Genomic DNA, 13,710 nt, shown 5'->3' with positions numbered 1-13,710 from the left:
TTATCAACCGCGGGCGGTTGATAAAGGCGCACAGCAAAAACAATCAGGAAAGGTCGACCTGGGCGACGCGAGCGTCGAGCTGCGAGACGATTGCCTCGACCTCGGCGTCACCGACGACGCGATCGACGCGCAAGATGACAGTTGCGCCTTCGCCTTCGGCATCCTGGCTCAGTGCTGCTGCGAGGATGTCGACGCCCGCGTTTCCGAGGACGGTGCCGAGGACACCGAGAACGCCCGGGCGATCGCTGTAGTGAACGACGATGTTGTGGCCCTCGGCGCGCAGGTCGAAGCTGCGTCCGTTGATGTTGACGATCTTCTCGACCTGCTGCAGACCGGTGAGTGCGCCCGTGACCGACGTGACCGTGCCGTCCGCGGCAACTGCACGCACCTCGACCGCGCTGCGGTGAGCAAGAGCCTCCGAGTGCTTCTCGACCGACACGGTCACGCCGCGCTGCTCGGCCAGTGCCGGAGCGTTGACGAACGTGACGGCCTCATCGCTGCTGGCGGAGAACACGCCGCGCAGTGCAGCCAGGCCGAGGATGTCGACGGTTTCGGCAGACAGCTCGCCGGTGGCGACAACCTGCACGGTCTGCACAGCTTCGGGCGACAACGTCGCAGCGAGGAGACCGAGCTTGCGGACGAGCTCGAGCCACGGAGCAACTTCTTCGCCCACGGGGCCGCCGGAGACGTTGACAGCCTCGGGAACGAATTCGCCTGCCAGAGCGAGGAGAACACTCTTGGCCACGTCGATGCCTGCGCGGTCCTGAGCCTCGGACGTCGATGCTCCGAGGTGCGGGGTGACAACGACGTTGTCGAGCTCGAAAAGCTTGGAATCGGTGCACGGCTCGGTGCTGAACACGTCGAGACCGGCGCCTCGGACCTTGCCGGAGACGAGTGCGTCGTAGAGCGCATCTTCGTCGATCAGACCACCGCGAGCGGCGTTGACGATGATGACGCCGTCCTTGGCCTTGGCGAGGCGCTCGGCGTTGATCAGGCCGGCCGTTTCCTTGGTCTTGGGCAGGTGCACGGAGATGAAGTCGGCGCGCTCGACGAGCTCGTCGATGGTGACCAGTTCGATGCCGAGCTGCGCTGCGCGCGCTGCGGGCAGGTAGGGGTCGTACGCGATGATCGTGGTCTCGAACGCAGCGAGACGCTGCGCGAAGAGCTGGCCGATGCGGCCGAGTCCGACGACACCGACGGTCTTGCCGAGGATCTCGACACCGTTGAACTTGCTTCGCTTCCAGGTGTTCTCACGCAGAGTCTTGTCTGCTGCGGGAATCTGGCGAGCGGTCGACATGAGGAGCGCGACAGCGTGCTCGGCAGCGGAGTGAATGTTGGAGGTCGGTGCGTTGACGACCATCACGCCGCGCTCGGTGGCTGCGGGGATCTCGACGTTGTCCAGGCCGACACCGGCGCGGCCGATGATCTTCAGCTTGGTGCCGGCAGCCAGAACCTCGGCGTCGACGGTAGTGGCGGAACGGACGAGAATCGCGTCGGCCTCGGGTACCGCGGCGAGCAGCGCCGGGCGGTCGGGTCCGTCGACCCAACGCACCTCCACACCGTCACCGAGCGCCTCGACTGTGGACGGCGCGAGCTTGTCGGCGATCAGAACAACGGGACGGCCAGGCTGGCTCACGTGCAAACTCCCTGATTAGGTGGGTGTGAAGGTGGTTTAACCACCGATAGTTTAGTGCGCGCTCACTTGGAATCCACAACGCGGTAGGCAATACCACATAGTGGACACATTCGCGGGCAAATTCTCGATGGAATATGAATCCGGACTCAGACGACCCGGAAAACGACTCCGGCCCAATGCCGCGCTGGTTCAACGTAATTGAACCGGCGCGGCATCAGGCCAGTGGAGACGTGGAGCGTGAAACTGCGAACTACGCGGTTTCGGTGATCGGACGATCGACCCAGCTCATCAGGTCGCGCAGCTTCTTGCCGGTGACCTCGATGGGGTGCTCGGCGTTGGCCTTGCGCAGGCCCTCGAGCTCGGTGTTGCCGTTCTCGACGTTGGCAACCAGACGACGGGTGAACTCGCCGGACTGGATGTCGGCCAGGATCGCCTTCATGCGCTCCTTGGTGTCGGCGTCGATGACGCGCGGGCCGGAGAGGTATCCACCGAACTCAGCGGTGTCGGACACCGAGTAGTTCATGCGGGCGATGCCACCCTCGTACATGAGGTCGACGATGAGCTTGAGCTCGTGCAGAACCTCGAAGTACGCCATCTCGGGTGCGTAGCCGGCCTCGACCATGACCTCGAAACCGGTCTTGACCAGTTCCTCGGTGCCGCCGCAGAGCACGGCCTGCTCGCCGAAGAGGTCCGTCTCGGTCTCTTCCTTGAACGTGGTCTTGATGACGCCTGCGCGGGTTCCGCCGATGCCCTTGGCGTAGGACAGAGCAAGAGCCTGGCCTTCACCCTTGGGATCCTGGTCGATGGCGATGAGCGCGGGAACGCCCTTGCCGTCGACGAACTGACGACGCACCAGGTGGCCGGGGCCCTTGGGGGCGACCATGCCGACGGTGACGAACTCCGGAGCCTTGATCAGGTCGAAGTGAATGTTCAGGCCGTGACCGAAGAACAGCGCGTCGCCGTCCTTGAGGTTCGGCTCGATGTCATTGGTGAAAATGCTCGCCTGAGCGGTGTCAGGTGCGAGCACCATGATGACGTCGGCCCACTCGGAAACCTCTGCCGGCGTACCGACCGTCAGCCCCTGCTCTTCAGCCTTCTCACGCGACTTCGAGCCTTCCTTGAGGCCGATGCGCACATCGACGCCCGAGTCACGCAGGCTCAGCGAATGGGCGTGGCCCTGGCTTCCGTAGCCGATCACAGCAACCTTGCGGCCCTGAATGATCGACAGATCGGCATCGTCGTCGTAGAACATCTCGACTGCCACAGTTCTCAACCTCTCCTTGGATTTTTACGTGTCTAAAAGTACTAGCGGGTGGCCGTGATCGACTTCGGCCCTCGACCGACTGCCACGACCCCGGACTGAACGATCTCCCGGATACCGTACGGATCAAGCATCCGCAGCAGTGCATCCAGCTTGGACCGAGTACCGGTCGCCTCGATGGTGACGGACTCCGGAGAGACGTCGATCACCTTGGCGCGGAACAGGTTCACCGTTTCGATGACCTGCGTGCGCACGCTTGCATCAGCGCGCACCTTGATGAGCACGAGCTCGCGAGCGACGGATGCTTCACCGTCCTGCTCGACGATCTTGATGACGTTGATCAGCTTGTTGAGCTGCTTCGTCACCTGCTCGAGAGGGAACTCGTCGACCGTGACGACGATGGTCATACGTGAGATCTCGGGGATCTCGGTTCCGCCCACCGCAAGGGATTCGATGTTGAATCCGCGGCGGGAGAAAAGTGCGGAGACGCGAGCCAGCACGCCTGGCTTGTCCTCGACGAGAACACTGAGGGTGTGACTGGTGCTCACTTCTGATCCTCCCCTGTGCCCGCGGCGGGTCCGGCTTGCTCGCGTGACATGGCTTCGTGGATGACGGCGGGCTCGGCAACTGCCTCGTCGTCGTCGAACAGCGGCCGGATGCCCCGGGCCGCCATGATTTCGTCGTTGCTCGTTCCGGCAGCGACCATCGGCCACACCTGTGCGTCGGCGGTGACGATGAAGTCGATCACGACAGGCTTGTCGTTGATGGACTGCGCCTCACGGATCGCAGCTTCGACATCTTCTTCACGCTCGACACGAATTCCGTGGCAGCCCAATGCTTCTGCGAGCTTCACGAAGTCCGGGATGCGGATGGCGCCGTGCGTTCCGAGGTTGGTGTTGGAGTAGCGCTCTTCGTAGAAGAGTGTCTGCCACTGGCGCACCATGCCGAGGTTGCCGTTGTTGATGAGGGCAACCTTGATCGGAATACCTTCGAGTGCGCAGGTTGCGAGTTCCTGATTGGTCATCTGGAAGCAGCCGTCGCCGTCGATCGCCCACACCTCGGTGTCGGGCATACCCATCTTGGCGCCCATGGCTGCGGGAACCGCGTACCCCATGGTGCCGAGCCCGCCCGAGTTGAGCCACGTGCGCGGCTTCTCGTAGCCGACGAACTGCGCGGCCCACATCTGGTGCTGACCGACGCCGGCGCAGTAGATGGCATCCGGTCCGGCGAGCTTGCCGACGGTCTGGATCACGTACTCCGGGCTCAGCTGACCGTCGGTGGGACGGTCGTAGCTCAGCGGGTACGTACGACGGATGTCGTTCAGGTACGCCCACCACTCGGTGAGGTCGAACGTGGTGCCCGTGGCCATGTCGGCACGGATCGCCTCGATGAGTTCGGTGATGACCTCTTTGCAGTCGCCCACGATCGGGACGTCCGCGTAGCGGTTCTTGCCGATCTCGGCCGGGTCGATGTCGGCATGGATGACCTTGGCGTCGGGCGCGAAGGAATTCAACTGACCGGTGACGCGGTCGTCGAAACGCGCACCGAGGGTGATCAGTAGATCGCTACGCTGCAGAGCGGCGACTGCGGCAACGGTGCCGTGCATTCCCGGCATACCGCAGTTGAGGTCGTGGCTGTCCGGGAACGCGCCGCGGGCCATCAGCGTGGTGACGACGGGGATACCGGTCAGCTCGGCCAATTCGAGCAACTCCGGCGAGGAGTCGGACTTGATGACGCCGCCACCGACGTACAGAACCGGCGACTTGGCGTCGGCGATCAGACGTGCAGCTTCACGAACCTGCTTGCCGTGCGGCTTGGTGACCGGGCGGTAGCCCGGCAGACGCATCTCCGGCGGCCACGAGAACGTGGTCTGCGACTGCAGGATGTCCTTGGGGATATCGACCAGGACGGCGCCGGGGCGACCGCTGGCCGCGAGGTAGAAGGCCTCGGCCATGATGCGCGGGATGTCGATCACGTCGGTGATCAGGAAGTTGTGCTTGGTGACCGGCATCGTGATGCCTGAGATGTCGGCTTCCTGGAAGCCGTCGGTACCGATCAGCGAGCGCGCCACCTGCCCGGTGATCGCGACGATCGGAACGGAGTCCATCTGCGCGTCGGCCAGCGGCGTGACCAGGTTGGTCGCACCGGGACCCGAGGTGGCCATGCAGACGCCGACCTTGCCGGTCGCCTGGGCGTAACCGGTGGCAGCGTGGCCTGCACCCTGCTCGTGGCGCACGAGCACGTGGCGGACCTTGACCGAATCGAAGAGTGGGTCGTAAACCGGGAGCACGGCACCGCCGGGAATGCCGAATACCGTGTCGACCTCGAGCTCTTCGAGGGCTCGAACCACAGACTGCGCGCCGGTTACCCGCTCAGGCGGGAGCTGGCGACGGTTGGCCGTCTGGGTTGCGGCAGCCGCGGTTGTCGGGCTCGGTGTCCCTGACTTGCGCGGCGTGGGTTGAGGCCGTGCTGTTGGTGCGCTCACTGGGAAATCCTCTGATTCTGGCTCCGGGCAACAAAAAACCCCCGTCAGCATCTGCTGAGCGAGGGTGGCGCGTCGTTATCTGGTGAGTTGAAAAATCGACTCAGGCGACGACGCGCCGGCCGATTACGAGCAACTCATTCTGTTTCACGCACTCGACAGTAGAGGCGCTAGTCGCGAACGGCAAACTTGGTGAGTCGACCGTCCCAGAATCTGAGATACATCGGCTGCAATGCGAAGATGTAGAGGTGTCAACTTCGCAGCAGCCCGTGCCACCGGCTCAATCATCCCACACGCCGAAACCACTTCGGCACGTCATCCGCATTTCGCAGCTCGCTTACATGGCGTGCGCGTTCCTTCTGTTCGCGGTCAGCTTCCCGATCTTCGGGTGGCCCGTCGCCTTCAGCTGGTTGCTGATCCTTCCGATCATCGCCGTCTATCTCGTCGCGCGACTGCGCACCACCGTCAGCCCTGACGGCCTCGAGGTCCGCTCGACGTTCTCCAAGCGCACCCTCGCTTGGGACGACGTCAAGGGTTTCCGCTTCCCGAAGCGGAGTTGGGCGCGCGCGGAACTCACCGACGGAACCGAGGTGACCCTGCCTGCGGTCAGCTTCGTCAGGCTTCCCGAGATCGCGATCGCCAGCGGCGGCCGCATCACCGATCCCTACGCATCCGCCGCAGAAGCCTTCGCCGCCAAGGAAGCCGAAGAGGAAGAAGCAGCTGCAGAAGCAGAAGCAGAATCCGAGCTCGTCGAGAACACACAGGACCAGCCCGAAGAGAAGCGCCCGTAGCACGCGAGTAGCGTTGAAAGGCCCTCGCTTCTATTTGAGTGGACCAGCAACGATCACATAAGGAACACGCCCATGCCCCCGTTGAGGTCACGCACCACCACCATCGGACGTAATGCTGCCGGAGCCCGATCCCTGTGGCGCGCCACAGGAATGACGGATTCCGACTTCGGAAAGCCGATCGTCGCCGTAGCGAACTCGTACACCCAGTTCGTACCCGGCCACGTGCATCTCAAGAACGTGGGCGAGATCGTTGCCGAGGCCATCAGTGCGGCCGGCGGCGTCGCTCGTGAGTTCCACACCATCGCAGTCGACGACGGCATCGCAATGGGCCACGGCGGAATGCTCTACTCGCTCCCGAGCCGCGAGATCATCGCCGACTCGGTCGAGTACATGGCAAACGCCCACACAGCCGACGCACTGGTGTGTATCTCCAACTGCGACAAGATCACTCCCGGCATGCTCAACGCTGCGATGCGCCTGAACATCCCGACCGTCTTCGTCTCCGGTGGTCCGATGGAGGCCGGTAAGGCAGTGGTCGTCGGCGGCGTGGCCCAAGCCCCCACCGATCTCATCACCGCGATCTCCGCCTCTGCCAACGATGCCGTGTCCGACGAGGGCCTCGACGAGGTCGAGCGCAGCGCGTGCCCGACATGCGGGTCCTGCTCCGGAATGTTCACCGCCAATTCCATGAACTGCCTGACGGAGGCCCTCGGCCTCGCATTGCCGGGCAACGGCTCCACGCTGGCAACTCACAAGGCTCGTCACGCACTCTTCTCTCGTGCGGGCACCACCGTGGTCGAGGCGGCCCTCAAGTACTACCGCGACGGCGACGAGTCGGTGCTGCCGCGCAACATCGCGACCCCGGCAGCGTTCCGCAACGCGATGGCTCTCGATGTCGCCATGGGCGGTTCCACCAACACCGTCCTGCACACGCTGGCTGCGGCGCAGGAAGGCGAGGTCGACTTCGACCTCGACACCATCGACGCGATCAGCCGAAAGGTTCCGTGCCTGTCCAAGGTCTCTCCCAACTCGGACTACCACATGGAAGACGTCCACCGCGCCGGCGGAATCCCCGCCCTGCTCGGTGAGCTTCGCCGCGGCGGACTCCTCGAAACCGACGTGTCCACCGTGCACACCAAGAGCTTCGACCAGTGGCTCGACGACTGGGACATCCGCTCCGGCAAGGCAACCGACGAGGCAATCGAACTCTTCCACGCGGCTCCCGGCGGCGTGCGCACCATCGAACCGTTCTCCACGGACAACCGTTGGTCTGCCCTCGACACCGATGCGGCCGGCGGCTGTATCCGCGACGTCGAGAACGCCTACACCGTCGAAGGCGGCTTGGTTGTCCTGCGTGGCAACATCGCACTCGACGGCGCAATACTCAAAACGGCCGGCATCGACGAGGAACTGTTCTCCTTCCAGGGCCCGGCGCTCGTCGTCGAATCTCAAGAAGAAGCCGTCTCGGTCATCTTGCAGAAGAAGATCAAGGCCGGCGACGTTCTCGTCGTGCGCTACGAAGGCCCCAAGGGTGGCCCCGGCATGCAGGAAATGCTGCACCCCACTGCCTTCCTCAAGGGCGCAGGCCTCGGTAAGGAATGCGCGCTGATCACCGACGGTCGTTTCTCGGGCGGAACCTCCGGGCTGTCCATCGGTCACATCTCCCCCGAGGCTGCCGCAGGCGGAATCATCGGTCTCGTCCAGAACGGCGATCAGGTTCGCATCGACGTCGCCTCGCGCACGCTCGAGATCCTGGTCGATGACGACGTCCTCGCCGAGCGACGCGCGAAGATGGAGGCCTCGGAGCGCCCGTGGCAGCCGGTCGATCGTCAGCGCACCGTGACGACAGCACTGCGCGCCTACGCCGCTCTGGCAACGTCCGCCGACAAGGGCGCGGTTCGCTACGTTCCGTAAGTTCTGCCACGAATCGAAAAAGATCCCCGGCCGCCTTTCGGCCGGGGATCTTTTCTGTAAGCGTGCGTGCGGCTCGAGACGCGCGTAGCCGATGTGACAGTCACACAAGGTTTTCGGGCAGTCGGACGTGCGGCAACCAACTCAGCTCCACGAGAATGCTCGCCAACGGGCCACGGCAGAGGGTCGACAGAGTCGGGTTCATGTCACTTCGGAGAAGAACGCGGGACCGACTGCGTCCGAACACGCCGTACTTCCTCCGGTGTTGTATGAGCTTGAACCACAACCCAATCCGATCATCCCGTCGCCGACACACTCTGCCACGACGCGTGATGGACGCTCGACCGGATCCAGGTACGCGGTGGTCCTCTCGCCTGTCGCCCCGATACGGGTGAAATGGGACGTGCTGGTACAGCGACAGTGCAACTCATCGACAGCAAGACCGACCGACAGGTACCGAATAGTCGGGCGACACGCGGAGCACCAACGGAACGATATGAGCTATCAGACATTTCAGACCGAATCGCGCGTCCGGCTCGTGAGCGAATTCACTTGGACGTAGGGTTTCAGACACCAGCTGATCAATTCAGATACATGAGGGGGGATGACTTTCAGTCAGGTGATCATTTCGGTCAGTTCGAGCGAGCCGACTTGCACACGGCGCTCACCAGTGGTTCCCTCATCAGGTCGCTGAGACGCACATCACAACGACGACAGTCAGCCACCGCCCGTCACCCACAAGGTCGACGGGAAACAACCAAGGAGCAATACATGCCCGGAGTCGGCATATGGCGCACCAAATCCGTCGAGCAATCGATCGCGGACACCGACGAGCCTGAGACAAAGCTCAAGAAGGAACTGACCGCGAAGGACCTCACGGTATTCGGAGTCGCCGTCGTCATCGGCGCAGGCATCTTCACGCTGACTGCTCGAACCGCAGGCAATGTCGCAGGACCCTCCATTTCACTGGCATTCGTTCTCGCTGCCATCGCCTGTGGCCTCGCCGCGCTGTGTTACGCGGAGTTCGCCTCCACCGTCCCCGTCGCAGGCAGCGCATACACGTTCTCCTACGCCACGTTCGGGGAGTTCGCCGCCTGGATCATCGGCTGGGACCTCATTCTCGAGTTCGCTCTCGCGTCCGCCGTCGTCGGCAAGGGCTGGTCGCTGTACCTCGGCAACGTCATCGGGGCCAGCGGAAGCACCACCGCCCACATCGGTTCGATCAGCTTCGACTGGGGCGCTCTGCTTATCATCGGCGCGATCACGCTGATCCTCGCGATCGGCACCAAGGTTTCCTCGCGAGTCTCCGCAATCATCACCGCGATCAAGATCGCAGTAGTCCTGCTCGTCATCGTCGTGGGCGCGTTCTACATCAAGAAGGAGAACTACTCCCCCTTCATCCCGCCGTCCGAAGGAACCGAGAGTTCTGCAAGCGGAATCCATCAGACCTTGTTCTCCTGGCTGACCGGCGCAGGCGGAAGCAGCTACGGCGCTTACGGATTGCTCGCAGCCGCCAGCCTCGTGTTCTTTGCCTTCATCGGTTTCGACGTCGTCGCCACCACCGCCGAGGAAACCAAGAACCCGCAGAAGTCGTTGCCGCGAGGAATCTTCGGCTCGCTCGCCATCGTCACGGTTCTCTACGTTGCCGTCACGCTCGTACTGACCGGCATGGTCAAGTACACCGAACTCAAGGACGGCAGTCCGCTGGTCGGCGATTCCAGCGCCACCCTCGCAACCGCATTCGAGGCCAACGGAATCGGTTGGGCACAAACCGCCATCAACTTCGGTGGCCTGGCCGGCCTCACGACAGTTGTCATGGTCATGATGCTCGGCCAGACCCGCGTCCTCTTCGCCATGTCCCGTGACGGACTCATGCCGCGCAGCCTGGCCAAGACCAACGCCAAGGGCATCCCGATGCGCATCACGTTGATCGTCGGTGGCATCGTCGCCGTCCTGGCAGCCTTCTTCCCGATGGGCACGCTCGAAGAGATGGTCAACATCGGAACGCTGTTCGCCTTCGTCCTGGTTTGTGTCGGTGTCATCGTCCTTCGCCGCACCCGCCCCGACCTGCCGCGCGGATTCCGCGTCCCGCTGGTGCCGTTCGTTCCGATCGTCGCCGTGCTCGCCTGCGGTTGGCTGATGCTCAACCTCTCGGTCGAGACCTGGATCCGGTTCCTCGTCTGGATGGCCATCGGTGTGCTCGTGTACTTCGCCTACGGTCACCGCAAGTCGGTCCTCGGTCGCAAACTCAAGGACGGAACCGCCATCCCGTCCGCGAACGCCGACCCGGTACTCGTCAAGGACTGATCCTTCATAAACAAACCGCCGCTCTCCGATTCGGAGAGCGGCGGTTCGTTTTGTTCGACGGCGCGAGTATCAGATGAGCGGATTGGCACCGTTCAGGAAGATCCAGGTGCAGACGCCGGCAGCGATACCGAGGATCAAAACCACGAGCGATCCGATAAACGGACGAGTTGCCCAGCCACGACGACCGTCGAGCGCAATACGACCTGGTCCCGTCAAAATGATGACGCCCGCACAGATTCCGAGCAGCATCTCGTACTCGGTCCCGGCCGGGGCGAAGTACTCCAGGCCGGGTGCGCTCGCCTGACGCAGCGCCCACGCATTGATCATCACCGCCAGAACCGACGCTGCCGCAACGGGAGTCAGCAACCCGAGGATCAGGAGTGCGCCACCTGCGACTTCACCGACGGCGCCGAGTATCGCCATCCACTTCGCCTGCTGGAACCCGGCGTCCGCCAGCATCGACTCGAACCCGTTCAGCCCCGGCCCGTTCCAGATACCGGTCAACTTCTGCAGACCGTGCACCAACGCAGTTCCACCGACGGCCAATCGCAGTGCAAGCAACCCGAGGTCGAGAGTGCCTCGGCCCCGCGGAGACTCAGTTGTACCTGCCACGGCTTCGGCGGTGGGGACGGCGGCGATCGGAGCGTCGTACGCCGTCTCACGCTCGAGAGCCACGGTCGGCTGATCCGCGCCAGGTGCTCGGTATGTCGGTATCTGTTCGGTCAGGGAGTTGGCGTTCGTGGAACCGAAATCGAGATCGTCGTCGGTCCGCGGCAACGGATTCTTGGCGCTCACCGTCGGAAATTGTTCGGTGGGCGAATCATACGGACTGGACACATTGCCCGTCGGCTTGTCCGCATCCGACAACTCGCTGGGATCTTTTCGCTCGTCAGTCACGTAGGTGAGCCTATGACCGATTCACGAACTCGACGGGGAACCTTGGTCCGGCGTGGCGGCATCTGCCGTGCATTACGTAACGTCTTGGGCATGACTACGGGTAGGCATGCAGCGCTGGGCGCACTGGCGCTGGTGCTCGGGACATCGTTGCTCGCAGGTTGCGCCGACTTCGACGAATCGACTGCCTCGCCGTTCACACCCGAACCGACCAACCAGGCCAGCGCGGAAGTGCAGCCGGAGAACCCGCCGCCGTCGACCACGCCGCCGGCGCCGCGGACCGGCCCCCTCGGACCGTGTCAGGATGCCGACACCGCCGTGATCGCAACCTGTCTCGACACCACGGGTGGGCTCGTCACACTCCCGGACGGGAACTCCGGACTGGTTGCCGAACGGCGGACCGGCCGGATCATGCAGGTAGCTCCCAACACGACACCGGTCGAGGTAGCCAAGATCGACGTCGACGGCAGCGGTGACGGCGGCCTGCTCGACATCGCACTCTCCCCCACGTTTGTCGAAGACAACCTGATCTATGCCTACGTCACCACCGGAACGGACAACCGGGTGGTCCGCATCGCTCCGGGTGACACCGCCAAGGAAGTACTCGGTGGAATCCCGCGCGGCGCGAGCGGCAACGGCGGGTCACTGGAGTTCGCGGCCCCGGACCAGCTCATGGTTCTGACAGGCGATACCGGAAACCCCGCGGTTGCTCAGGATCCCGCCTCGTTGGCGGGGAAACTCTTGCGGGTCCGATCGCTGACACCCAACGCTGCGCCGCCTCGCCCGGAAGTTGTTCTGTCCGGAATCGGAAACGGCGGCGGCGTGTGCGTCGATCCGGGAATCGCGACGTGGGTCACGGACCGAACCACTCTCGAGGATCGCCTCCAACGCGTCGGCGCCGACGGCACGGTGACATCCCCCGCGTGGACGTGGCCCGACCGACCCGGAGTCGGCGGGTGCATCGCGGCGCAGGGAGTGGTAGCTGTCGCGCTGGGGGCCGGCAAAGCGATCTCGGCGCTGGCCGCAGATCCAGGAACAGGTGCCGTCACGACCGCGCCGTCGGCAGTGGCGAAAGACACGTACGGCCAGCTGGGCGGTTTGGCACTCGGATCCGACGGTTTGATGTGGGCGAGCACGATAAACAAAACCGCGGGCGAGCCGGGTCCGAACGACGACAAGGTGGTCAAGATCCCGATGCCGAGTGGCAGCGGCGGGATCGACTGAGCCGCCATGTCTGTTCGGTCACGGATCCCGTGACCGAACATGCACAGATGCGTACTCTTTTGTTAGCGGGGCTAAACACCACGCATTTGCCAGGACCGGTTGGCCCAACCACGACAAAGGAGTCGGTATGAAGGCAATCCAGTACACGAGAATCGGCGCAGAACCCGAACTCACGGAGATTCCCAAACCCGAGCCCGGTCCAGGTGAAGTGCTCCTGGAAGTCACCGCTGCCGGCGTCTGCCACTCGGACGACTTCATCATGAGCCTGCCCGAGGAGCAGTACACCTACGGCCTTCCTCTCACGCTCGGCCACGAGGGCGCCGGCCGGGTCGCCGCCGTCGGCGAGGGCGTCGAAGGGCTCGACATCGGAACCAATGTCGTCGTCTACGGACCCTGGGGCTGTGGCAGCTGTTGGCACTGCTCGCAAGGACTCGAAAACTACTGTTCTCGAGCAAAAGAACTCGGCATCAATCCTCCTGGTCTCGGTGCACCCGGCGCGTTGGCCGAATTCATGATCGTCGATTCACCTCGCCACCTCGTCCCGATCGGCGACCTCGATCCGGTCAAGACGGTGCCGCTGACCGACGCCGGTCTGACTCCGTATCACGCGATCAAGCGTTCACTGCCGAAACTTCGCGGTGGCTCGTACGCCGTCGTCATCGGTACCGGCGGTCTCGGCCATGTCGCCATCCAACTCCTCCGCCACCTCTCGGCAGCAACCGTCATCGCACTCGACGTGAGCGCGGACAAGCTCGAACTGGCAACCAAGGTAGGCGCTCACGAAGTGGTTCTGTCCGACAAGGACGCGGCCGAGAACGTCCGCAGGATCACCGGAAGTCAGGGCGCCGCACTGGTTCTCGACTTCGTCGGCTATCAGCCCACCATCGACACCGCGATGGCTGTCGCCGGCGTCGGATCGGACGTCACGATCGTCGGGATCGGCGACGGGCAGGCCCATGCCAAAGTCGGGTTCTTCCAAAGTCCTTACGAGGCTTCTGTGACAGTTCCGTACTGGGGTGCCCGCAACGAGCTGATCGAATTGATCGACCTGGCGCACGCCGGCATCTTCGACATCGCGGTGGAGACCTTCAGTCTCGACAACGGCGCCGAAGCGTATCGACGACTGGCCGCCGGAACGCTCAGCGGCCGCGCGGTTGTGGTCCCTGGTCTGTAGACCGACAGCGGCAAAACGACAGCGAAAAAC

At 63.6% G+C, this 13,710-nt stretch carries 10 protein-coding genes; 5 read left to right on the top strand and 5 right to left on the bottom strand.

The genetic code is table 11. The features are described 5' to 3' along the window. Window positions 1-43: 43 nt before the first annotated feature. From serA to YH3_RS26415, 4 genes are all read right to left on the bottom strand, one after another. Entirely contained in the window at window positions 44-1,636 is a 1,593-nt protein-coding gene (serA, locus tag YH3_RS26430; protein WP_003944758.1) for a phosphoglycerate dehydrogenase, read from the bottom strand. Between the two features lie 250 nt (window positions 1,637-1,886). After that, window positions 1,887-2,888, bottom strand: coding sequence for a ketol-acid reductoisomerase (gene ilvC / locus YH3_RS26425; protein ID WP_030535412.1), 1,002 nt, complete (start codon window positions 2,886-2,888; stop codon window positions 1,887-1,889). 53 nt (window positions 2,889-2,941) lie between these two features. Next, a complete protein-coding gene (gene ilvN / locus YH3_RS26420) occupies window positions 2,942-3,445 on the bottom strand; it encodes an acetolactate synthase small subunit (protein WP_003944718.1) in 504 nt (167 codons plus the stop codon). Next, a complete protein-coding gene (locus YH3_RS26415; RefSeq protein WP_064444389.1) occupies window positions 3,442-5,382 on the bottom strand; it encodes an acetolactate synthase large subunit in 1,941 nt (646 codons plus the stop codon). The genes ilvN and YH3_RS26415 overlap by 4 nt, the downstream gene beginning before the upstream one ends. A gap of 266 nt (window positions 5,383-5,648) precedes the next feature. Here YH3_RS26415 and YH3_RS26410 point away from each other — a divergent pair, with 266 nt between their 5' ends. From YH3_RS26410 to YH3_RS26400, 3 genes are all read left to right on the top strand, one after another. Further along, window positions 5,649-6,170 (top strand): PH domain-containing protein, encoded by a 522-nt coding sequence (locus YH3_RS26410; RefSeq protein WP_039973093.1) that lies wholly within the window; start codon window positions 5,649-5,651, stop codon window positions 6,168-6,170. Between the two features lie 72 nt (window positions 6,171-6,242). Then, entirely contained in the window at window positions 6,243-8,084 is a 1,842-nt protein-coding gene (gene ilvD / locus YH3_RS26405; RefSeq protein ID WP_007729361.1) for a dihydroxy-acid dehydratase, read from the top strand. A 768-nt stretch (window positions 8,085-8,852) separates the two neighbouring features. Continuing rightward, complete coding sequence (locus YH3_RS26400; RefSeq protein WP_003944693.1) at window positions 8,853-10,388, top strand: amino acid permease; 1,536 nt, start codon at window positions 8,853-8,855, stop codon at window positions 10,386-10,388. A 69-nt stretch (window positions 10,389-10,457) separates the two neighbouring features. On the opposite strand, the gene YH3_RS26395 is transcribed toward YH3_RS26400, so the two are convergent. Further along, window positions 10,458-11,285 (bottom strand): DoxX family protein, encoded by an 828-nt coding sequence (locus YH3_RS26395; RefSeq protein ID WP_003944742.1) that lies wholly within the window; start codon window positions 11,283-11,285, stop codon window positions 10,458-10,460. A 90-nt stretch (window positions 11,286-11,375) separates the two neighbouring features. Between YH3_RS26395 and YH3_RS26390 the strand changes: the two genes are divergently transcribed. After that, window positions 11,376-12,506, top strand: coding sequence for a sorbosone dehydrogenase family protein (locus tag YH3_RS26390; RefSeq protein WP_003944688.1), 1,131 nt, complete (start codon window positions 11,376-11,378; stop codon window positions 12,504-12,506). 127 nt (window positions 12,507-12,633) lie between these two features. Beyond that, the gene (locus YH3_RS26385) at window positions 12,634-13,680 is read left to right on the top strand and encodes an NAD(P)-dependent alcohol dehydrogenase (RefSeq protein ID WP_042447438.1); all 1,047 of its coding nucleotides are present in this window, start codon (window positions 12,634-12,636) and stop codon (window positions 13,678-13,680) included. Window positions 13,681-13,710: the final 30 nt, after the last annotated feature.

It is taken from the genome of Rhodococcus sp. YH3-3 (assembly GCF_001653035.1).
Classification (GTDB): Bacteria; Actinomycetota; Actinomycetes; order Mycobacteriales; family Mycobacteriaceae; genus Rhodococcus_F; species Rhodococcus_F qingshengii.
The sequence above is the reverse complement of the archived record's forward strand: the minus strand, read 5'-3'. Positions and strand labels throughout refer to the sequence as shown.